The organism is Clostridium sp. 7_2_43FAA (assembly GCF_000158375.2).
Lineage (GTDB): Bacteria > Bacillota > Clostridia > Clostridiales > Clostridiaceae > Clostridium > Clostridium tertium.
Window position 1 is genome coordinate 3014364 of the sequence record NZ_JH815222.1, and the last position, 23587, is coordinate 3037950.

The following is a 23587-nucleotide window of genomic DNA, read 5'->3' on the forward strand; positions in this document are numbered from 1 at the left end:
TAAATTTAAACAATACTCCCCATAATTATTATACCAGTTAATTTATACCAATTTGTTATATTTAAAATATTCAGAAAATTCATTTTAAAATGATAAGGACATGCTTTTTGCATGCCCTATTTATTATTTAATTAATTTCTAATATCTTTTTTTCTACATTTTCAACAGCATATACATAATCATCTAAATATTCACCAATTCTATCTTTCAACAATTCTTTAGCTATAGGTTTTAATACCCCTTCTCTAACCTTCTTGTATTGTTCATGCATAAATTGACTTATTATTGTCATTGGAATTTCAATGCCTTCTAAATTATTCATAAGTTTTTCTAAAGCAAAATTTACTTCATCTTTAGGCATATAATATCTTGCTCTATCAGATAAGCTATATTTTCTTTCTAACTTTATTTTTTCACCTGTTCCTGAATAATGATTCACCCAATCTTTAGGACTTTTTATCATACTAAAGTCTAATACTTCTATAAAATTAGATAATTCTACATTTTCATTATATTTCAATAGTTCATTTTCAATATGATTTAATGCAAATATACCTTCTCTGAAACCAAATGTTAATGCTGGTCCAACTTTTAAAATTATGAATCCGTCCTCTACCATCTCTTTTAAAGCTCTTGGCGTTTGATAATCTGTTGAATGAGCTTCAAATATTAACTGAGGATAATTTTTTAGTTCATCTATTAAATCTTTAGCCTCTTCTCTATTATATTCCCAAACATAATCACTACTAAATTCAACTCCTGGCTGTACTACTACGCCAATTACATATTGCCAAGCATCTCCTACTCCAAAGCTTTCAAAAGCTTTTTTAAATGTTTCTACTGTATTTTTAAAACCTTCTACACTAGTTACTTTAGGACCAGCCTCTTCTTCTTCTACTTGAGCTCCACCTGGTATAGGAACTTCACTTCCTATAATATAAACTGGATGCATAGCTTCATCATCTTTTTCTTTAAGCTCTAAATATGCTTCTTCTGCAACTTTACAAAGTACAGATGCTCTATTAGCTATTAAACTATCATCAAATATTTCATTTTCAAAATCACCATTTAACGGCATGCTAGTATCTATATGGATTTTACTAAAGCCAGCTAATACATATTCTCTTATTAGATTCTTAGCATTTTCCATAGCTTCTCTTGGGTTTATCGTTCTCCATGTTAATGGGCCTAAATGATCTCCCCCTAAAATTATTCTTTCTTTTGGAAATCCTACTTTATCAGCTATACTATAAATATATTTTACATATTCCTTTGGTTTCATTCCTGTATATCCACCAAATTGGTCAACTTGATTTGCAGTTGCTTCCACTAAAAGTGGTATATTCTTATTTAAAAGCTTTTGCATAGCTGCTTCAATTACATATTGATTAGAACAACATACAGAAAATATTCCTACATTTTCACCACTTTTATATCTTTTAACTATATCTTTCATTGGATGTATCATTTCGTCACCTCTCAAATTCCTTTATATACTAAAAAATTACTTATAAAATCACTTATAACTTATATATGAAAGAAAATAATATTCCGGCAAATGCTTTCATATTATTTTCTGTCAAATTCCTTATTATGTTTTTATCTAAACCTTATTTAATTAAGCCTTTCCATTACTTCCACAAACCATTATTTTGTGAGCAACTATATTCTTCATAGCTTCTTTTCCTGGTGTCATATATTTTCTAGGATCATTAGCATCTGGATGCTCATTAAAGAATTTCTTTACTGCATCAGAAAATGGTATTTTTAAATCTGTTGCTACATTTACCTTGCATATTCCAAGGGAAATTGCTTTCTTTACTAACTCATCAGGAACATCTGATGCTCCATGTAAAACTAATGGAATATCTACAATATCTCTTATTTCCTTTAATCTATCAAAGTCAAGTTTTGCCTCACCTTTATATAATCCATGAGCTGTTCCTATAGCTATTGCCAATGAATCTATTCCTGTTCTTTCAGCAAACTCCTTTGCTTGTTTTGGATTAGTGTACATAGAGTCTTTTTCATCTACTACTAAGTCATCTTCTTGTCCACCCAATCTTCCAAGCTCTGCTTCTACTGTAGCATCAAACTTATGAGCATATTCAACTACTTCTTTAACTGTATTTATATTAGATTCATAGTCTTCATGTGATGCATCTATCATTGTAGATTTAAATCCTAAATCTACATAATGTTTTATTTCTTCTACATCTTCAAAGTGATCTAAATGTATAGCTATTGGAATATTATATTTTTTTGCTGCAACTTCAGCCATAGATACTATATATTCTCCACCTGCATAAAGTATTGTTGAAGGTGTTCCTGCTAAAATAACTGGTGACTTTAGCTCAGCTGCTGTATCTACAACTACTTGTAGGGTTTCTAAGTTATGAATATTAAATGCCGGTACAGCATATCCTTCTCTTTGAGCTTTTTTTAACATTTCTCTTGTTGATAATATTTTCATAATCTACCTCAACTCCTATTAATTAATATTTTTATATTACGTCTTCTTCATCAAATTTATCTTCAGTTTCTATCTTCTTAACGAAAGTCTTTATTGCATCTTTATCTAAATTAGTTGCAAATGTAACTAATTTAGATAAAGTTATACTCAATTTTTATAACTAAGCCTCTAATAATATTCCTACAATAAGAATACTCATTTCAATAAAAAGGCTTATTTATTGTATTTATGAATTACTACACCCTTAACAACTCTATTAACAGTTCCATCAGGTCTTGGATTATCAGGTGAAATTCCTAATTTAAGTGAATTAAATAATCCAAACATTTGTCCAAATAGCATATAATTGAATACTGTATAAACTTCAGGAATTACTTGTCCATCTATTTCTATATATTTGTCACATACACTATTTAGCTCTTCATTCTTTGTATAACTTATTACAGCTAACTTATGATTTCCTGAATCACTATTTATTTCTCTTATAAGATCCATATCATAAAGGTTAGTGTATTTATTAGTAGAATTCATAAATATTACTAAAGTGTCATCATTAATTATTGATTTTGGACCATGTCTAAATCCTAATACTGATTCACAAACTGTAGTTATTTTCCCGCTAGTTAGTTCTAGATTTTTTAGAGCCATTTCTTGGCATAATCCTTTTAAAATACCTGATCCTAAATAAACTACTCTTGATGCATTTAAATCAACTAAATCCTTTATCTCTTTCCACTTATTATCTAAAATTGAGTTACCTTGATTAATCACTATATCTAAATACTTTTTATTTTCTTCTAAATTATCAATATCAAATACTAATAATGATGCTAATAACATACAACTAAAAGAACTTGTCATTGCAAAACTCTTGTCATTTGAAAGTTCAGGCATTAATATGCAAAGGTTGTTATCGCTTTTTTCAGCTTTCTTAGCAAGTTCTCCATCTTTATTACAGGTAATTACAACCTGTGATATATCTTTTACATTTTCCTGAAATAAATCAAAAGCTCCAACACTCTCAGGGCTATTCCCTGATCTTGCATATGATACTAATATTGTTGGTACATCTTCTTCAATAAACTCATACGGATTTGATACTAAATCTGTTGTAGCAATAGCTTCTACTCTTAAGTTCAACTTTTTTGCTAAGTATAAATAAATTGTATCTCCGACATAATCTGAAGTCCCTGCTCCAGTTAAAATTATTCTAGTATCATTTTTTAATCTTCTACCAAAAAAACTTTTAATTTTATCTTCATTTTCCTTTATTATATTGTAGGTTTCTCCCCATAATTTGGGTTGTTGCCTTATTTCTGTAGCTGTATAAGTTGCCCCCAACCCCTTAATTTTTTCATTATCCATTCCAAAAAACATTTTAATACCTCCTGCACATTTTTTAATGTAATTATTACTATAAATATTAATTTTTATTGTTTTGTCTATACTTAAGTTTATCTACTCTAGATATACTCCTCTGTACTCTTCTACTCCAAGTTCATTTCACTGAGTAAATATTTCTATTTAAACTTTTTTTATTTTACTAAAGGCAATAACATTTATAATTCCTATATAAAGGCTATATATTGCACCTAATATACTTAAAACTAAAAATAATATGTTAAAGTTTTGTTGTATTGCATTTATTACAATAAGAACACTTAGTAAGGCATACGCACAAGCTTTCATAACTACTTTTTCTTTTTCATTGCTTTTTATTATATTTTCTAACATTGATATCTTACGTTCTCTTTTAAAGTTTTTAATTACCTTTAGCTGTTTCAAAAATATAAATCTAAAATATAGTTCGACTATCCCTATAGCTCCAATACCAACTAAAAAAGTATTTAGTAATGAACTAAAATAATCTCCTAGTAAAATCATAACAATGAATATAATTGAATATCTGTAATAAAATATCTTAAATTTTTGTTCTATTTGTTTAGATACAATATAACCATTTTTGTCAAAGAAATTATAATAAACAGTGTCTCCATAAAGATCCAAATATATATTCTTTCCAGCTATATTCACAGCATCTCTTTTCACTATAACATCGCCTTTCCTAAACAATATGTTTGATTTACAGAATAGTCATCATTTATAATTACTAAATCACTATCATATCCAACGCCTATTCTTCCCTTGCGTTTATCAATGCCTAAGCATTTAGCTGGATTAATAGTGCATGAATTAATAGCATAATTAAAAGGTACCATAGCTTCTTCAACTAATATCCTTAGACCATCATTCATCTTTAATGTAGAACCTGCTAATCCCTTTGTTTCTACTAAATGTGCACTTCCATCTTCATAAATTTCTATTTCATTTCCTCCAAAAACAAATTTAGTACCTGCTTCAAAGCCCTTTGCCATTAAGGCATCTGTAACCATAATTCCATAATCTGGCCCCTTTGCATTGAAGAAATTATATAAAGCTGTAGTAGTAGAATGATTTCCATCACAAATTATCTCCCCATACATACCTCTAACCCTTAGCGCAACTCCGACTAACCCATTTTTTCTATGATTAAATGGAGTCATCCCATTATATACATGAGTTTGTGACCGAGCCCCATGAGCAAAAGCAAATATAGCTTCTTCATATGTAGATGCTGAATGCCCTATACTCACCACTATGTTATTTTTAAATAAATATTCTGTAAGTGAATAGTCCTCATCTATTTCAGTTGCTAAAGTTACATATTTTATTAATCCCTTTGCTGCCTTTTGATAGCATTGAAATTCTTGAATAGTAGGTTTAACTATATATTCTTTTGGTTGAGCACCCTTATATTCCATATCAAGATAAGGACCTTCAAAGTGAATCCCTAGTATTTCTGCTCCTTCATATCCATTTTCAACTACATTTGCAATATTACTTAGAGCTTCAATAAGAACTTCTTTACTTTGAGTTATAGTAGTAGGTAATATTGAGGTAACCCCTTCACTTACTATACTCTTTGTCCAATTTCTCAAGCCTTTTTCATTTGCATCATTTGTATCAAATCCATATGCACCATGACAATGAATATCTATAAAACCTGGTAAAATCCTCTTGCTGCCATAATCATAAGCATCTGCCTTTTCATTGTAAGCATAGATATTGACTATTTTATTATCATCAATCTCAATTTGAGCTGGAATAAATTGATCAGCAATCCATACTTTTTTACTTTGTATTAACACATGGCATACCTCCTAAATTAACTTAATCTCATTATACATAAGTTTATCCAGCTAATATTTGCACTTTTGAACATATATCTTATATCTTTTACCATACTTATTGAATTTAAATAACTCCACATTATAATTATAATTATCAAGTATTGTACAAACTATTTTGGGAGATGATAAAATGATAGGATTAATAATTAGCGGACATGGTAACTTTGCATCAGGATTGCACACCTCCTTAAAGTTAATTGCAGGAGAACCTTCTAATATAGAATACGTTGACTTTGAGGAGACAGATTCTATAGAAGATTTAAAGAAAAAATATTATACTTCATTAAAAAATTTAAGAAATTGTGATAACATTTTAGCACTTAGTGATTTACCTGGAGGGTCACCATTTAAAACTTTAGTAGAGGTTAAAACAGAAATGGACAAGCCTATGGAAGTAATTGGCGGTACTAATTTGCCTATGCTTCTTGAAATATCTATGCTTAAAGATGTTATAGATGATTTATATTCATTATCTGAATCGGCTATAGAGGTAGGTAAAAACGGTATTATAAAATATGAGTTTATAGCTCATGAAGATGATGAAAGTGAGGATGGTATATAAAATGGTAAATTGGGAAGTGGTTATATGGACATGTATCACTATTGCTGTATTATTAGGAATTGGAGCCTTAATATTGCTATTTATATCTGCTAAAAACATAAAAAAAAGAACTGCTGAACTAAAGGAAGTCCATGTAGAATTGAAGCCTGGAATGAAAATAATGTTTTGTGGCGGAATTTATGGCAAAATAGTATCTGTAAGAGAAGATCAAGTAGAGGTTGACGTTGCTAAAAATACAGTCATAACTATATCTAGATATTCAATTCAAAATATTCTATAAAATATAAGGGACTGTATCAAAATAAATTTTTATATTAGACTATAAAAATGGAAGTTCTAATTCGAGCTTCCATTTTTGCGCACATATAAATAATATTCCAAAATTTCTTTTTAAATTTGAAAGTGCCTAAGGCAAGTAAAATCAATAGTTTAAAAAGGGGGGGCGCGAAACGCGACCCCCTTCTTAAAAATAAGATATTAACTTTTTAAGGCAATAAAAAACTTACTTGAAATTGGATAAATTTTATATTAAATATATTTTTCAGACTGCGCCTTTTTTCTTATTTAAATAAAGTTTGAGCATATTCACTAGGACTTATTTCGTAATGTTGTGTAAAGGCCCTTGAAAAGTAATGGATTGAATTAAACCCTAACATAAATGCTATTTCGCTAATAGTATATTTATTTTCTTTAATCAATTGTTTACTCTTAGCTAGTTTTAAATCATTAATGTATTTCTTCGGAGATATATTTAAATTGTTTTTAAATAATGTTTGCAGTGATGATCTGGACACTGAAAATCTTTCGCAAAGCTCTCCTATACCTATTGGAGATTCAATATTTTTATTAATATATTCTATTATTCTTTCTAATAATTCATCTTGAAAATGCTGATATGATTCTTTTGGCAATTTACTATCATCTACCTCTAAATAATCATATTGAAATAATCGAATTATAATTTCATGAAAATTGCTCAAAATAAGATTTTCCGAATACGGTATTGTATTTGATGATATATTTTTTGCAAAAGTTCTTACTGCATTATACAATTCCTTTCTACACTGAAATATCCTATTGCATATTGAACTATCATCATCAGATTCCATATCAAAAATAATTGTTAAATATGAGCAAGATGAATCACTATTCACAGATTGAGTGTGAAATTGATTTTTTCCATATATAATTAAATCATATGGATTTAATGTATAATCAACGCCATCAATAGATGTATTTAAAATCCCATTATCAACAAATGTTAATTCATATAGATTATGACTTTCTCCTTTAAATTTATAATTAGGACTTTTAATTGTATAGTAATAAGCTATTATTTCAGGAATATTTATAGTAGGTAATATTCTATTATAAACATATGGTTTATTTAAAAATTCAAGTCTAAGATTGTACCCTAATGGTATTATTAAATTAAAAGTAGTTTGGGATGTCATCGAAATAACATTAAAATACATATTAGACTTTATCTCTAGCTTTCTATGAATTGCAAAAAGCTTGAAATTACCATTATTTGAATCACTTATTAGTATAGCCGCCATTCCTTCAACTACTTCTATATATACTGGCTCTGAAAAATTATATAAGCTAGAAATAACCTTATCACTAGTTACAATTTGCTTTAATATCAAATTCTCCTTTTCTACATCTTTAGCTTCATCATAAATAGAACCGTACTTTTTAAACTCAACATTTGTTGTCTTATCATACATAATAAATCACCTCACTATAAATTTATAACTTCATTTTAAATGTAACTTTTTATTATTTTTAATCAATATAGTAGATGCATGTAAAAATTAAATATCAATTTTACTATTTTACTTAGAGAAGCATATTAAATTTTAATCCACTGATTAAGATTATTAATTGAAACAAATATATAAGATTATCAGTATATAAATAAATATATTTATATATTACCACTTAAATTATTCATTTACAAAACCCCTCTGTAAACGTTGTTAAAAATAATAAATTAAATACCAAAAAGTATAAAGATTATTATTTATATTAGTTATATAATAACCTTGTATTCAATCAAAATAAAGTGTTTACATAAAAGGAGGTGAGAATATGCCAAATATTATATTAACAAGAATAGACAACAGATTAATTCATGGACAAGTTGCAACTCAATGGTGTGGTTCTATTGGTGCAAACTTGATTCTAGTTGCAAATGATGTTGTAGCTGAAGATAAATTAAGACAAGGCTTAATGGATATGGCTGCTCCATCTTATGCTTCAACTAGATATTGGACAATTGAAAAAACTATAACTACTATTCATAAAGCTAGTGCTAAACAACTTATATTTATAGTTTGTGAAACTCCTGCAGATGTATTAAAACTTGTTGAAGGTGGTGTACCGATAAAAAAAGTTAATATTGGAAACATGCACATGGCAGAAGGAAAAAGACAAGTTGCTGGTTCTGTTGCGGTAGATGACAAAGATGTAGAAGCATTCAAAAAGTTAAAGGAATTAGGAGTAGAGCTTGAAATAAGAAGAGTCCCTACTGAAAATTCAGAAAGTATTGATAAGATATTTAAATAATTAAATAATACGGGGGAATGCTAAATGGATTTTAATATTATACAAATTCTATTGGTTGCAGTATTTGCATTTATTGCAGGTATTGATCAATTTAGTTTCTTAGAATCATTGTATCAACCAATTGTATCAGGAGCTGTTATTGGTGCAATTCTTGGAGACTTACAAACTGGACTTATTGTAGGTGGTACTTATCAATTAATGACAATCGGTAATATGCCTGTAGGAGGAGCTCAGCCTCCAAATGCAGTTATCGGAGGAATAATGGCTGTAGTATTTGCCATTTCTTCTAAATTAGAGCCAACAGCTGCAGTTGGACTAGCAGTTCCATTTGCATTAATAGGACAATATTGTGTTACATTATTATTCACAATTATGTCTCCATTAATGTCAAAAGCTGATAAATATGCTGATAATGCAGATGCAAGAGGAATTGAAAAGCTTAACTATGGCGCAATGTCTGCTTTAGGATTATTCTTTGCACTTGTAGTTGTTATAGGTTTAATAGGTGGTAGTGCTGCTGGTGAAACATTATCTAATTTATCAGCACAATATTCTTGGTTCATGGATGGACTTGGTGCTGCTGGTGGAATGATGCGCTATGTTGGATTTGCAATTTTATTACGTATCATGTTATCAAATGACTTATGGGGAATTTACTTTGCAGGTTTTGCACTAGCAACTATAATAGGCAAAATCGAAGGTCTATCTGGATCTGCATTATTAATAATTGCATTCATTGGAATAGCAGTATGTATTTACGACTTCCAAATTAACGTAAAAATGAAAGCTGCTTCAGCAAATATAGGAATAGGAGGAGATGACGAAGATGGAATCTAATAGTACATTATATAAAGATTTGACTCCTGCCAAACAACTCGATAAGAAAACTTTAAATAAAATGGTTTGGCGTTCATTATTCTTACAAGCTTCATTTAACTATGAAAGAATGCAAGCTGCTGGATGGCTATATGGAATATTACCTGGACTTGAAAAAATTCATACTAATAAAGAAGACCTTTCAAAATCCATGAAACACAACTTAGAGTTCTTTAATACTCACCCATTCCTTGTAACTTTTGTTATGGGTATAATTATGTCATTAGAGCAACAAAAAGCCGATACTAATACTATTCGTGCTGTCCGTGTTGCTGCTATGGGTCCTTTAGGTGGAATTGGAGACGCTATTTTCTGGTTCACATTAGTTCCAATTACTGCTGGTATCACTGCTAACATGGCTATTGGTGGATCCTTAATTGGTCCAATACTATTCTTGCTAATATTTAATGGTGTTCAATTTGCAATTAGATATTGGTTAATGCATTGGTCATATAACTTAGGTTCAAAGGCAATTGATATCTTAACAAAAAATGCTAAGGAATTTACACGTTCAGCTTCTATGTTAGGAGTATTCATAGTTGGAGCTCTTACTTCAAACTATGGTGCAACAAAGTTAGCTATTGAAATACCAAATGGAGAAGCTCCAATTAATATACAAAATATATTAGATGGTGTTCTTCCTCAAATGCTTCCACTAGCTCTAACATTAATGTTATTCTACTTAATTAAGAAAAGAAAATGGACTCCTGTTGCATGTATAGGTTTATTACTTGTACTTGGAATAGTTGGTGCTTTATTCGGTCACTTATTTGGATTCACAATGTGGGCTAAATAATTTACTTCAAAAAGAGGACATGCTATTTATTAGCAGTCCTCTTTTTAATTATTAATATAATCATAGTATTCTCAACTTTATAAACATATAAACTTTTCTATCTCAGTATAAAAAAGAACAAACTCTTCTTTAAAATCCACTTACTTATTTATATCTTATATATTTCAAAAATACATTTTTATAATTTACTTAAATATTTCTTTTACATTATCAGGTACTGTATTACCAGCTAAAGTATATGCTAATAAAACAGATCCATTCCAAGGATCAAGTGCAGGTTCTTGTAAATGGCACTTTAATCCTGATTCATTTATCATTTCTTTAAGTGGCTCTAAAACATGCTTACCTGACTTAAATACACCACCAGTATATGAAACAACAAACTCATCTTTGAAATTTAATTCTTTTGATATAGCAGATATATGTTCAAATATAGCCTTTGCTGCATCTTTAAATATATTTTTACAAGCTGGACATCCCTCTTCTGCTGCTAAAAAGCATATTGTTGAAAACTTAGCTAATTCTGTTCTATTAAATTTCAATCTATTAAATGCAATATCAACAATTTCATATTTATATGTTATATTATATTCTTTTTCCAGTATATCAACTAAAACAGTTTTTTCGCTTCTTCCATCTTTTTGCTTTGTATATTCATTAATCGTTCTAAGTGCAATCCAATAAGCACTTCCATCATCGCCTATTCCTGGTCCAAAACCACCACATCTTGCTAGTTTACCTTCGGCATTTCTACCATAAGCTATGCTTCCTGTACCTGCTACTACATTTATACCTGGCTTGCAAGCAGTTCCTCCTGCCCATCCATTGACAGCATCATTATCAATTGAATATGGTACTTCCATAACTTCTTTTATAGCTTCATCAATTTTAACCATATCATCTAAGCTTTCACCATATCCTGGCACTCCTGCAAAAGCATATGAGATATCCCTTACAGAAATCTTTGATTCTTCACATATCTTAGAAATATTTTCTCTTAGTTCATTCTTAATTCCTTCTACACCAACTTGATGAATGTGTATAGTTGCTCCTTCTCTTTCGCATACCTTTTGTAACTTTTCATCTACTAATAGATATTTTGTTTTAGTGCCTCCACCATCAATTCCTAAATAATACATTTTGTTTCCCCCTACAATATTTATGTTATATGATTGGATATTTTACATGTATTATTGCCAACTTTGCTACCTATAATCTACATTTTCCACTTTATATATTATATTAAAATCCATTAATTTAATTATATAATTATTATTACTAAATTCCAATATTTATATTTTATGAAACAAAATAGTTAAAAGTGAAAGAAGTAATTTCTCACATATATTTTTTAGTTTTGCAACACAAAACATCTTTAACTTTTTCACTCTTAAGCTTTCACTAATAAATTGCTTCGCAATTTGCTAAAATCTATACTTCGATTTTATTTTCTCTAGCATAGTAGAAAAGATATTGCTGAGCCATTCCTGATAAAGCTCCAAATTTATCTCTTGCAAATACTCTCATCTTGTTTAGTGATACATCTGGCGCTACATAAAAATGAATCATAGCTCTTTTAACCCATACATCTACAGGGAAAGCTGAATGCTTTGTCATTGAAAATAACATTATGCAATCTGCTACCTTAGCACCTACCCCCATAAATTTCTGTAAAGCTATATGACACTCATCATCACCTAATGATTTTATATATTCTAAATCAAAATCTAATATTTCTGGTCTTTCATCATACTTACTAGGATTTAGTTTTATATCTTCCTTAACTTCTATAGCTTCATTTACCTTTTTAATTGTATCAACTATGTACTTACTTCTAAAAGATGCTCCTGTTTCTTGAATTTCTTCTAATGTAGCATCCTTAATTGCTTGTGGAGTTGGAAATGTATAATATTCATTTCCCTTGTATTCTATTTTTTCTCCCCATCTCTCACATATCTTTTTAACTGTTTTCTTTATTGAAGGGATACTATTTCTTGCAGATATTATAAAGCTTATAAGAATTTCAAAAGGATCTTGATTTAATATTCTTATTCCATATCCAAACTCAACACTTTTTCTAAGTATCTCATCTTTTGCAAGAACATCTTTTATTTCATCATAATTTCTTTCTAAATCAAAATAATTCTTCCATATGTTATTAAAGTCTTCTTCATTGGAATTATATATAATAACTTCATCATCATTTTGAATCACTTCAATAACTCTTCCATAAGCAACTACAATATAGTTATTATCTTCTATCTTATCCCACCTAAAGCATTGCCCACACTCTAGTATTTGTTTTATATTAAAGTTTTTTGTACCTTGTATTACTACTTTATTATCTTCAAAAATAGCATTTTTAAAATCCATTTCTTCACCTCTTATATATAATTAATATACCATTAATATATTATTTATCCCCGAGATATTAATAAACTATTCTTACTTAGCCATCTTCCCCCTAAGAATTAAACTAAATATTAATAATTTTTATCTTTATAAATTATATCATATTCTCAATAAAAAATGGATAATATGTATTCAATAATAATTTATATAAAGAAAGATAGAGAAATTAAGTAAATTTCTCTATCTTAAAAAAGTTCAACAAATCAAATCCATATTAAATCAAATCATATTTAGGGTAAATTTTTAATAATTATAGAATCCTCTACCAGTCTTTCTTCCAAGATATCCAGCTCTAACATACTTTCTTAGAAGATTACTTGCTCTGTACTTTGTATCTCCTGTTTCATTATATAAAACATCCATAATAGCTAAGCATACATCTAATCCTATAAGATCACCTAAAGCTAAAGGTCCCATTGGATGGTTTGCACCATATTTCATAGCTGTATCTATATCTTCAACTGAAGCTATTCCTTCTTGAAGAATAAATGATGCTTCATTAATCATTGGAATAAGTATTCTATTAACAACAAATCCTGGAGCTTCTGCAACTTCTACTGGTTCCTTACCAATTGCTACTGATAATTCCTTTATAGAATCAAAAGTTTCCTTTGATGTTGCCATTCCTCTTATAATTTCTACTAGCTTCATTACTGGAGCTGGATTAAAGAAATGCATTCCTATAACTTTATCAGGTCTCTTTGTTGCTGAAGCAACTTCTGTTATTGATAAAGATGATGTATTAGAAGCTAATATAGTAGATTCTTTACAAATCCCATCTAATTCTGCAAATATACTCTTTTTAATTTCCATATTTTCAACAGCAGCTTCAATTACTAAATCACAATCTTCTGCAAGAGATAAATCAGTAGTTCCAGTTATTCTTGAAAGAACAGCTTCTTTATCTTCTTCACTCATCTTACCCTTAGCAACTAACTTAGTTAATCCCTTATTGATTCCGTTTATTCCTCTTTCAACAAATTCATCCTTTATATCTCTAACTATTACTTCATAACCCTTTTGAGCAAAAGCTTGAACTATACCTGCTCCCATAGTTCCTGCACCTATAACAAAAATCTTTTCCATATTAAAAACCTCCCGTTTCTTCAATTCACAATTGACAATTGATAATTGATAATTTAGGTGATAATTTCATAACTCAGTAAACTGAGCTATTTCTTTAATTGTCCACTTTCCATTGTCCATTATCAATTGTTATTTTTTTAATTATACATTATACATTATCCATTCTCAATTGTTATTCCTTCTAACTTCATAACTTAGCTTGTCTGAGTTATCTCCTTAATTGTCTATTATCCATTGTTCCTAGTTTTCTTTCATTGCTTTTACTTGTGCTGTCATCTCTGGAACAACTTTTAGCAAGTCTCCAACTATTGCATAATCTGCTGTTTGCATTATTGGAGCTGATGCATCTTTATTTATAGCTATTATTAAATCTGAATCTTGCATACCTGCAACGTGTTGTATTGCACCTGAAATACCACATGCTATATATATAGTTGGCCTTACTGTTTTACCTGTTTGTCCAACTTGATAATCTCTTTCTATCCATCCATTTTCTACAGCTGCTCTTGAACCTGCTACTGTTCCACCTAAAGCTTCTGCTAATTCTTCTAAAATAGCAAAATTTTCTTTTGAACCTACTCCTCTACCACCTGAAACAATGAAGTTAGCTTCGCTTATATCAACGATATCTTTTGCTTCTTTTACTATCTCAACTATTTTAGTTCTGATATCTGAATCTGCGATTTTTACTTCTACTTCTTCTACAGTAAAGTTTCTATCTTCATCTGAAAGCTTTGAAAATACTCCTGGTCTTACTGTTGCCATTTGTGGTCTGTGATCTGGACATGCTATTGTAGCCATTAAGTTACCACCAAATGCTGGTCTTGTTGCTAATAAATCAGCTTTTTCTACATCGACATCTAAAACTGTACAGTCTGCTGTTAATCCTGTAGATAACCTTGCAGCTACTCTAGGTCCTAGGTCTCTTCCAATGAAAGTTGCTCCTATAAATAATATTCCTGGCTTTCTTTCATTTGCTAAATCACAAATAACCTTTGTATATCCATCAGTAGTATAGTGCTTTAATAATTCATTTTCTGCCACTAAAACCTCATCTGCTCCATGTCTTCCTAATATATCAGCTAAACCCTTTATATTATCTCCTAATAAAAGAGCTGTTAATTTTACTCCTAATTTATCAGCAATTTTTCTACCTTCACCAAGTAATTCTAAAGAAACCTTTTGAAGTTCTCCTTCTCTTTGCTCAGCAAATACCCATACGCCTCTGTAATCTGCTATACTCATCTTTTTTACCTCCCATATTTCCTAGATGTAGTGTTTTTCTTTTAATTTACCTAATACATATTTTACAGCTTCATTTGGAACTTCATTTATTAATTCTCCTGCTCCCTTAGCTTCTTTAGTCATTGACTTTTTAACCTTTGTTGGTGAACCTTTAAGTCCTAGTTCTTCTTTATTCACTTCTAGGTCAGCTGCTGACCAAATTTTTATTTCTGTATTTTCAGTATCAAAGATATATCTAACATTCATATATCTTGGTTCATTTAATTCTTTTATAGCTGTTAAAAGAACTGGTCCATTAACCTTTATTAATTCATACCCATCTTCTAATGCTCTATTTACTAATAACCCATCATCTTCTACTTTAACACCTTGAACATATGTTACTTGAGGTATATTTAAATGTTCTGCAATTTCTGGTCCAACTTGTGCTGTATCTCCATCTATAGCTTGTCTTCCAGCAAAAACTACATCATATTCTAATCTTCTTATTGCTCCTGCTAAAGTTTTTGAAGTTGCTAGTGTATCAGCTCCTGCAAAAGCTCTATCAGTTATAAGTATAGCTTCATCAGCTCCCATACATAAAGCTTCTCTTAATGCATTTTGTGCTTGAGGAGGCCCCATACTTACTACTGTAACCTTTCCACCTACATTATCCTTTAAAGTTAAGGCTGCTTCTAAAGCATGCTTATCTTCTGGATTTATTATTGATGGAACACCATCTCTTATAAGAGTCCCTGTCTTTGGATCAATTTTAACAGCTGTTGTATCTGGAACTTGTTTTAAACAAACTACTATATTCATCTATAAATCCTCCCCTATTATCTTAAAGCATTTCCTGAAATAACCATCTTTTGAACTTCTGAAGTTCCTTCATATATTTCAGTTATTTTTGCATCTCTCATCATTCTTTCAACTGGATATTCCTTAGTGTATCCATATCCACCAAATATTTGGACTGCCTTAGTTGTTACATCCATAGCAACTTCTGCTGCATAAAGTTTAGCTCTTGCTGCATCTACTGAATATGGAAGTTTATTATCCTTTAACCAAGCAGCTTTATAAACTAAATGCCTTGCAGCTTCAATTTTAGTATCCATTTCTGCTATCATCCATTGAAGTCCTTGGAAAGCTGCTAATGGTTTTCCAAATTGTTTTCTTTCTTTCATGTAAGCAACAGCTTCTTCAAATGCTCCTTCTGCAATTCCTAGAGCTTGAGCTGCAATACCAATTCTTCCTCCATCTAGAGTTTTCATAGCTATACCAAAACCTTTACCTTCTTGTCCAATTAAATTTTCTTTTGGAACTATACAATTGCTCATAACTAACTCTGTTGTTGAAGACGCTCTAATTCCAAGCTTTTCTTCTTTCTTTCCAATTGAGAAACCTTCAAATTCTTTTTCAACTATAAATGCTGAAATTCCTCTTGTTCCTTTACTTCTATCAGTCATAGCAAAAATAATAAATGTATCAGCTACTCCACCATTTGTTATAAATATCTTTGATCCATTTAATATATAATTATCTCCATCTAATACAGCTACAGTTTGTTGTCCTGCTGCATCTGTACCAGCTCCTGGTTCAGTTAATCCAAATGCACCTAATTTTTTACCACTTGCAAGATCTACTAGATATTTTTCTTTTTGCTCTTTTGTTCCAAATTGCTCTATTAAAGAAGCACAAAGAGAAGTATGAGCAGATACTATAACACCTGTAGTTCCACAAGCTTTTGATAATTCTTCTACTGCTATTATATAAGAAAGAGTGTCTCCACCAGCTCCACCATATTCTTTAGCAAATGGAATTCCTAACATTCCAAGCTTGGCCATTTTTTCAACATTCTCCATAGGAAATCTTTCTGTTTCATCAATTTCAGCAGCAATTGGTTTTACCTCATTCATAGCGAATTCTCTAACCATTTGTCTTACTAATTCTTGCTCTCTAGTTAATTGAAAATTCATTTATTATACCTCCTCGATATTGCACCCATTTTTACTTAACTACATATTTTTACTTAACTACATATATTTTATTTTTTTGATAATTCGTTATATTTCATTTTTTCTGACTATTTGTTATAAAAATTTTTATTTCTCTTTTCAATAAAAGCTGTCATTCCTTCTTTTTGATCTTCTGTTGAGAAGCACTTTCCAAAATCTTCAGCTTCAATTTCTATAGCTCTATCTATATCAACTTGCATTCCCCTATTTATTGCATCTTTACATAACTTAACTGCAATTGGAGCATTATTAATTATTGTCTTTGCCATAGCTTTTGCTTCTTCCATTAAATTTTCAAGGGCTACGACTTTATTTACTAACCCAATTCTAAGCGCTTCCTCTGCTTTTACAGTTGCACATGTATAAATAAGTTCTTTAGCTTTACCTTCTCCAACTAATCTAGGCAATCTTTGAGTTCCACCAAATCCAGGTGTTATTCCAAGACCAACTTCTGGTTGAGCAAATCTTGCTTTTTCAGAAGCTATTCTTATATCACATGCCATAGCTAGTTCACATCCACCACCAAGGGCAAATCCTGATACTGCTGCAATAACAGGCTTGTTTAGTTTTTCCAATCTTCTGAAAACTCTATTTCCTAAAAGGCCAAATTCTTTTCCTTCATCCTCTGATAAATCTTTCATTTCTGAAATATCAGCTCCGGCAACAAAAGCCTTTTCTCCCGCTCCTGTTAATATAACACAGTAAATATTACTATCATTTTCTAAGTCTTCTAATACTACGTCTAAATCCTTTAATGTTTCTGAGTTTAATGCATTTAATGCTTTAGGTCTATTAATTGTAACAATCGCTAGATTTTCCTCTTTTTCAAGAATTATATTTTTCAATTCCATTATAGAATCCCCCTTTTATCCATGCTTATATTAAATTTATTCAATAGACATAACCCATGTAGTATCTTATGATTGCATTTAAAACATATTAATAATTGAATTTATGTTAGTATGTATCATATAGAATCAATTTGTTAATCTTATAACAATCACAAGCAAAAATAATTGAAGCAGATGCTTCAATTATTATTATAAACTCTTAAATTTTCTTTTGCAATAACTATTTCTAATTTAATCCAATTATCAATTTAGTTATTTGTTTTCATTTTTATCATGTAATAAATATATTAATGTTAATAAGCTTTCTGATAAATGAACATTTTCTACTGTTACATCCTTAGGTACAGATAAGTCAACAGGTGCAAAATTCCATATACCTGTTACTCCATTTTCCACTAGAATATCGCATACCTTTTGAGCATTAATTCTTGGAACACAGATTATACCTATATCTATACTATTATCTTCAAGATAATTTTTTAGTATATCTATATCTTGTATTTCTATATCTCTTATTCTCATTCCTAAAAGTTTTGGATTTGCATCAAATATAGCTTCTATATCTAACCCAATTTGTGAGAATCTGCTGTAATTTGCTATTGCCTGACCTATGTTACCAGCTCCAATAATTACGCCCTTATATTCTCTATTTAACCCTAATATTATGCTAATTTGATTATATAAGTCCTTTACATTGTATCCATATCCTTGTTGACCAAAGTCACCAAAGCAATTTAAATCTTGTCTTATTTGTGATGCCGTAAATCCTATTTTTTCTCCTAGTTCTTTTGAAGAAATTCTATCTACATCATTTCTTAATAACTCTTGTAAATATCTATGATATTTTGGTAATCTCTTGATTACGGCCATTGAAATATTCTTTTTCTTATCCATACTATATTTTCTCCTACTTTCTCTTATCTTATATATTAAAACAATATTATTCATATTCATATTTATATTTTACCACTTTTATTATAATTTTAAAACAACTTAGGTTATCTATTTAACAAGCTAAAACGTATATTAAATAGTTAATTTTTTCTCAATCATAAAAGTTTACTTAGTAATATTTTGGTCAATTAATATACTTTTTATATATTTTTTATTAGTTTTAATTTTTATTTTCAAACAAAATTTAGCGTAATTATATTATATAAAAAAATTAAGACTTATGTATAACGTAGCAGATCCGTTATACATAAGTCTCAAATTTATACAGAGCCCCAATGTGCTCTGTAAACAAGATAATGATCTTGTATGCTTCCCTTATGCCTGAAATGTTCTCAACCTAATTTATTATATTTAATATGCTGAAATTTGTCAATAAAAATAGTATTTGAAATTATTTCAAGCATCTTGTTGAATTTATTACTGCTATTACTGTAACTCCAACATCTGCAAATACAGCTTCCCACATATTTGCAATACCAAAAGCTCCTAAAAGTAATACAAGAACTTTTACTCCTAATGAGAATATTATATTTTGCCATAATATTTTATTTGTTTTTCTTGCTACTTTAATAGCTGTAACTAATGCTTCAGGGTCATCTTTCATTAGAACTACATCTGCCGCTTCTATAGCTGCATCTGATCCAATACCACCCATAGCAACTCCAATGTCCGCTCTTGCTAAAACCGGTGCATCGTTTATTCCATCTCCTACAAATATAACTTTCCCTTCAGTTGAATTATTTTTAATTAAATCTTCTACTTTTTCAACTTTATCTCCTGGTAATAATTCAGCAAATACCTTATCTACTCCAACTAATGATGCTACCTTTTCTCCTACTGATTTGTTATCTCCTGTTAGCATAACTGTTTGAGATACACCAATAGCCTTTAATCCTTCTATTGCTGATTTAGAACCTTCCTTTATTTCATCTGAAATTACTATATTACCTTTATATTTATTATTTATTGCTACATGAACTATTGTTCCAATTGAATTTATATTATTATATTTTATTTCAAACTTTTCCATAAGCTTATAATTTCCAATTAATACTTGTGAATTATTAATTGTCACCTTAATTCCATGTCCAGATATCTCTTCGTAGTCACTTAGCTCATTAGAATCTATTTCTTTTCCATATTCCTTTATTATAGATTGTGCTATTGGGTGATTTGACAAACTTTCAGAAATAGCTGCAATCTTTATTAATTCTTCCTTAGCTATGTCAACGTTATTTATTTCTGTTACTTTGAAAACACCTTTTGTTAATGTTCCTGTTTTATCAAAAACAACTGTATTAACATCTTTAAGTGCTTCTAAATAGTTTCCACCTTTAACTAATATACCTTTTCTAGATGCACCACCAATCCCTGCAAATAATCCTAGAGGAATTGAAACTACCAAGGCACATGGACAAGATACTACTAAGAATATTAATGCTCTATAAATCCAGTCATAAAAACTTGCATCCTTAATAACTAGAGGTGGTATTATTGCTAATGCTAATGCAGAGAAAACAACTATTGGAGTATATATCCTTGCAAATCTAGTTATAAACTTTTCAGTTGGTGCTTTTTTATTAGAAGCATTTTCTACTAACTCTAGAATTCTAGAAACTGTTGATTCTTTAAAGTTCTTAGTTACTTTTACCTTTAAAACACCATTAGTATTTATGAAACCAGCTAAAATATCTTCTCCTGTTGAAACTTCTCTTGGAACAGATTCTCCAGTAAGTGCTGATGTATCAACGAAGCTTGTTCCATCTAATACTATACCATCCAATGGTACTCTTTCTCCTGGCTTTATTATTATTACATCATCTATATTAACTGTCTCTGGATTAACTTTTTCTTCTTTTCCATCTTTTAAGACATTTGCATAATCAGCTCTTATATTCATAAGAGAAGTAATTGATTTTCTTGAACGATTTACTGCATATGATTGGAACACTTCTCCTATTTGATAAAATAACATAACTGCTACACCTTCTGGAAACTCTCCTACAAAGAAAGCGCCTAAAGTAGCGACTGTCATTAAGAAGTTTTCATCAAAAACTTCTCCTCTTAAAATATTTTTAATAGCAGTTAATACAACTTCTCCTCCAACTAATACATAACTTAATGCAAATAATACTACAGATAAAATTGATCCTTCTGTTGAAATTAAAGCAATTGCATATACTATGGCTCCTATTATTAGTCTCATATTTTCTTTTAAACTCACCGCTTCTCCGTGAGAGTGATCATGTGAGTGCCCATGCGAATGATCATGTGAGTGTTCATGTGAGTGTTCATGTGGTTTTTCACTTGAATGCTCATGAGATTCTCCTCTAAAATTACTGTGAGAATGATTTTTGTCATGAGTATGATTTTCTTTCTCATTTTTATTTTCTATAGAACAAGTATCACTTGTACACTTGTTAACCTCCTTAGGAATAATATTACTTTCATTTTTATTAAATACTTTAACGCCTGGTTCTAGTTTGTTTATTATAGATTTTGCTTCTAATATAATATCATCATCATGTCTTTCCCCATTTAATTCTATAATTAAAGTAGATGTTGTAAAATTTAAAGTAGCTTCCTTAACCCCATTCATATTATTTACTTTTGTTTCAATTTTATTTGCACAATTTGCACATGTTAAACCTGATAAAATTAATCTTATTTCATTACTACTCATATTCTTCACCACTTCCTTATTCAATAATGTGCTTAAATCCTTCATTAAATATATGCTTAATGTGATCATCTGCTAATGAATAATATATAACTTTTCCATCTCTTCTGAACTTAACTAATCTATTTGATTTTAATACTCGAAGCTGATGCGAAATTGCAGATTGTGTCATATTTAATAATGCTGCTAAATCGCATACACATAACTCATCCTGAAATAAGGCACATAATATTTTTATTCTTGTAGAATCACTAAAAGCTTTAAATAAATCGGCTAAATCATATAATTTTTCTTCATCTGGTATAGATTCTCTTACCTTTTCAACAACATCCTTGTGGATTATTGTACAATTACAACTTTCTAATTTATTATCTTCCATAATTCCTCCTACAACATATGAACAATTGCTCATATGTTCCTTTGATAATATTATATGATACTTATATTAAATGTGTCAACTTTAAATAAAAATATTTTAATCAATTATTTTAAATATTATAGTATTAAAGTTCTTATTATGATAACATCTTCAAAATCTTATACTTTTATACTTTACTTATAAAAAAATAGAGAGTCAATCGACTCTCTATATTACTAAAGCTATATGCTCCTTTAACTTTTGATTTAAAACTACTTCATTTAATACCATATTTACAACTGTACTACAAATATGGCTAGCAAAAAGTAAATCTTTTTCATATGAAGCGATACCTTGATATTCAGTTTGAAGTTTCATTATATACTTTCCAATTTCTTCTGATGTTAAGTGAAAATTCATATCTCGTTTTATATTATAATCCTTTGAAAATTTATTCAATTCATTTTCATATAATACATGTTCTTTCATAGCATTAGCACTTTTAAATTCCCATCTTTGAAAATGTGGAATACAGAAAAAGTCACATAGAAAATGGCAAACTACACCTAATTCTTGATTAAACTTTTTAGATGAATATCTAGTATAGATATCATCTAAAGTTAATGAGGATAAAAATTCTATTTTTTTAACAATCATACCAAAACTTTCATCTATATAATGTTTTTTAAACTTATATTTTGATACAGAGTCTGGTTTTAAATTTCCCCATATGAATTGTCCGTCATTTATTATAAATACTTTATCCTCTTCTACATTGCTTATAAATTGTTGTGCTAAAGCTTTGTGAGTATTCATCATCATAATTTCCTCACCTCGCTTTTCTTTTATAACTATATGATAATACTATATATAATAAAAAACAAATATGTTTTCTTGTATATCGTCCCACTTATTATCATATTAGTAATTGCCTTCTCTCTTAACCATTATAACCTTTCACTCATTATTTGGTTAATACTTCCTATTAATTCTTCTTTTATTTTTTCAAATAATTTAGGTTGTATAGATGGATAAGTTAAATTTTTAGGTATATCCTTAAACTCTTTAACTTCTCCTATTTCGAAATCTGGTAGATTTTCTAAAGAATATATTTCAGCAAAAAATAATGCCGCGTAGCTTTCCTTTCCATCAATTTCTAAAGAATAGTCATACATATATAATATTTCAAATTCTTTAGCTCCTGTTTCTTCAAATAATTCCCTTTTTGCTGTTAAATTTATATCTTCATCAATTTCTCTATGCCCTGCTGGAATTTCCCAAGTATTTCTTTCTTTATGCTTAACAAATATCCATTTATTTTTATATCTTGATACTACTATTGCATAAAGTAATTTTTCATTTTCTATTATATTTTTTTCATAAAATTTAATTTTCATATTTTTTCTCCAAAATATAGTAGATTATTAAATTATAAAAATATAATTACTGTTTCACCTCTATATAATTCAATAATTTCTTATACATCTATTGTTATA

General features: G+C 29.3%; 23 protein-coding genes. 5 read left to right on the top strand and 18 right to left on the bottom strand.

Going from position 1 to position 23587, the window contains the following annotated elements:
- Nucleotides 1-127: 127 nt before the first annotated feature.
- The 5 genes from CSBG_RS15275 to nagA all read right to left on the bottom strand — a co-directional run bounded on the left by CSBG_RS15275 (nucleotide 128) and on the right by nagA (nucleotide 5661).
- On the bottom strand, nucleotides 128-1468 hold the full coding sequence (locus CSBG_RS15275) for a class II D-tagatose-bisphosphate aldolase, non-catalytic subunit (protein WP_008680978.1): 1341 nt from the start codon (nucleotides 1466-1468) through the stop codon (nucleotides 128-130).
- Nucleotides 1469-1618: 150 nt separating this feature from the next.
- Complete coding sequence (locus CSBG_RS15280) at nucleotides 1619-2476, bottom strand: tagatose bisphosphate family class II aldolase (RefSeq protein WP_147568013.1); 858 nt, start codon at nucleotides 2474-2476, stop codon at nucleotides 1619-1621.
- A gap of 210 nt (nucleotides 2477-2686) precedes the next feature.
- The gene (locus tag CSBG_RS15285; protein WP_008680980.1) at nucleotides 2687-3850 is read right to left on the bottom strand and encodes an SIS domain-containing protein; all 1164 of its coding nucleotides are present in this window, start codon (nucleotides 3848-3850) and stop codon (nucleotides 2687-2689) included.
- 147 nt (nucleotides 3851-3997) lie between these two features.
- On the bottom strand, nucleotides 3998-4522 hold the full coding sequence (locus CSBG_RS15290; protein ID WP_008680981.1) for a hypothetical protein: 525 nt from the start codon (nucleotides 4520-4522) through the stop codon (nucleotides 3998-4000).
- A complete protein-coding gene (gene nagA / locus CSBG_RS15295) occupies nucleotides 4522-5661 on the bottom strand; it encodes an N-acetylglucosamine-6-phosphate deacetylase (RefSeq protein WP_008680982.1) in 1140 nt (379 codons plus the stop codon). Before nagA ends, CSBG_RS15290 begins: the two co-directional genes overlap by 1 nt.
- A gap of 172 nt (nucleotides 5662-5833) precedes the next feature.
- On the opposite strand from nagA, the gene CSBG_RS15300 reads away from it, so the two are divergent.
- Both CSBG_RS15300 and yajC read left to right on the top strand, forming a co-directional pair.
- Nucleotides 5834-6265, top strand: a complete 432-nt coding sequence (locus tag CSBG_RS15300; protein WP_008680983.1) for a PTS fructose transporter subunit IIA — start codon at nucleotides 5834-5836, stop codon at nucleotides 6263-6265.
- Nucleotide 6266: 1 nt separating this feature from the next.
- Nucleotides 6267-6545: a preprotein translocase subunit YajC gene (gene yajC / locus CSBG_RS15305; protein WP_035285504.1), complete on the top strand. Its 279-nt coding sequence runs from the start codon at nucleotides 6267-6269 to the stop codon at nucleotides 6543-6545.
- Nucleotides 6546-6825: 280 nt separating this feature from the next.
- Here yajC and CSBG_RS15310 read toward each other — a convergent pair whose 3' ends face one another.
- Nucleotides 6826-7995, bottom strand: a complete 1170-nt coding sequence (locus CSBG_RS15310) for an AraC family transcriptional regulator (protein WP_008680987.1) — start codon at nucleotides 7993-7995, stop codon at nucleotides 6826-6828.
- Between the two features lie 364 nt (nucleotides 7996-8359).
- Between CSBG_RS15310 and agaV the strand changes: the two genes are divergently transcribed.
- The 3 genes from agaV to CSBG_RS15325 are packed head-to-tail and all read left to right on the top strand — an operon-like array spanning nucleotide 8360 to nucleotide 10508.
- Entirely contained in the window at nucleotides 8360-8836 is a 477-nt protein-coding gene (gene agaV / locus CSBG_RS15315) for a PTS N-acetylgalactosamine transporter subunit IIB (protein WP_008680989.1), read from the top strand.
- A gap of 24 nt (nucleotides 8837-8860) precedes the next feature.
- Entirely contained in the window at nucleotides 8861-9673 is an 813-nt protein-coding gene (locus tag CSBG_RS15320) for a PTS sugar transporter subunit IIC (RefSeq protein ID WP_008680990.1), read from the top strand.
- Nucleotides 9663-10508: a PTS system mannose/fructose/sorbose family transporter subunit IID gene (locus CSBG_RS15325; RefSeq protein WP_008680991.1), complete on the top strand. Its 846-nt coding sequence runs from the start codon at nucleotides 9663-9665 to the stop codon at nucleotides 10506-10508. Before CSBG_RS15320 ends, CSBG_RS15325 begins: the two co-directional genes overlap by 11 nt.
- A 185-nt stretch (nucleotides 10509-10693) precedes the next feature.
- Here the strand turns inward: CSBG_RS15325 and CSBG_RS15330 are convergent, their stop codons facing one another.
- The 12 genes from CSBG_RS15330 to CSBG_RS15385 form a co-directional block, all read right to left on the bottom strand.
- Complete coding sequence (locus CSBG_RS15330; protein ID WP_008680992.1) at nucleotides 10694-11647, bottom strand: BadF/BadG/BcrA/BcrD ATPase family protein; 954 nt, start codon at nucleotides 11645-11647, stop codon at nucleotides 10694-10696.
- Between the two features lie 292 nt (nucleotides 11648-11939).
- Nucleotides 11940-12881, bottom strand: a complete 942-nt coding sequence (locus tag CSBG_RS15335) for a DNA glycosylase (RefSeq protein ID WP_008680994.1) — start codon at nucleotides 12879-12881, stop codon at nucleotides 11940-11942.
- Between the two features lie 282 nt (nucleotides 12882-13163).
- Complete coding sequence (locus CSBG_RS15340) at nucleotides 13164-14006, bottom strand: 3-hydroxybutyryl-CoA dehydrogenase (protein WP_008680996.1); 843 nt, start codon at nucleotides 14004-14006, stop codon at nucleotides 13164-13166.
- Between the two features lie 240 nt (nucleotides 14007-14246).
- Nucleotides 14247-15251, bottom strand: a complete 1005-nt coding sequence (locus CSBG_RS15345) for an electron transfer flavoprotein subunit alpha/FixB family protein (RefSeq protein WP_008680998.1) — start codon at nucleotides 15249-15251, stop codon at nucleotides 14247-14249.
- Between the two features lie 21 nt (nucleotides 15252-15272).
- A complete protein-coding gene (locus CSBG_RS15350) occupies nucleotides 15273-16052 on the bottom strand; it encodes an electron transfer flavoprotein subunit beta/FixA family protein (RefSeq protein ID WP_008680999.1) in 780 nt (259 codons plus the stop codon).
- Nucleotides 16053-16069: 17 nt separating this feature from the next.
- The gene (locus CSBG_RS15355) at nucleotides 16070-17209 is read right to left on the bottom strand and encodes an acyl-CoA dehydrogenase (RefSeq protein WP_008681000.1); all 1140 of its coding nucleotides are present in this window, start codon (nucleotides 17207-17209) and stop codon (nucleotides 16070-16072) included.
- Nucleotides 17210-17316: 107 nt separating this feature from the next.
- Nucleotides 17317-18099 carry a short-chain-enoyl-CoA hydratase gene (locus tag CSBG_RS15360; protein WP_008681001.1) on the bottom strand — a complete coding sequence of 261 codons (783 nt, stop codon included), beginning with the start codon at nucleotides 18097-18099 and terminating at the stop codon, nucleotides 17317-17319.
- A 252-nt stretch (nucleotides 18100-18351) separates the two neighbouring features.
- Entirely contained in the window at nucleotides 18352-18993 is a 642-nt protein-coding gene (locus CSBG_RS15365; protein ID WP_008681002.1) for a redox-sensing transcriptional repressor Rex, read from the bottom strand.
- A 451-nt stretch (nucleotides 18994-19444) separates the two neighbouring features.
- Nucleotides 19445-21736: a heavy metal translocating P-type ATPase gene (locus tag CSBG_RS15370; RefSeq protein ID WP_035285508.1), complete on the bottom strand. Its 2292-nt coding sequence runs from the start codon at nucleotides 21734-21736 to the stop codon at nucleotides 19445-19447.
- A 16-nt stretch (nucleotides 21737-21752) separates the two neighbouring features.
- Nucleotides 21753-22112, bottom strand: a complete 360-nt coding sequence (locus CSBG_RS15375) for a metalloregulator ArsR/SmtB family transcription factor (RefSeq protein WP_035285511.1) — start codon at nucleotides 22110-22112, stop codon at nucleotides 21753-21755.
- 207 nt (nucleotides 22113-22319) lie between these two features.
- Nucleotides 22320-22913, bottom strand: coding sequence for a zinc dependent phospholipase C family protein (locus CSBG_RS15380; protein WP_008681005.1), 594 nt, complete (start codon nucleotides 22911-22913; stop codon nucleotides 22320-22322).
- A 125-nt stretch (nucleotides 22914-23038) separates the two neighbouring features.
- On the bottom strand, nucleotides 23039-23488 hold the full coding sequence (locus tag CSBG_RS15385) for an NUDIX domain-containing protein (protein ID WP_008681007.1): 450 nt from the start codon (nucleotides 23486-23488) through the stop codon (nucleotides 23039-23041).
- Nucleotides 23489-23587 lie beyond the last annotated feature (99 nt).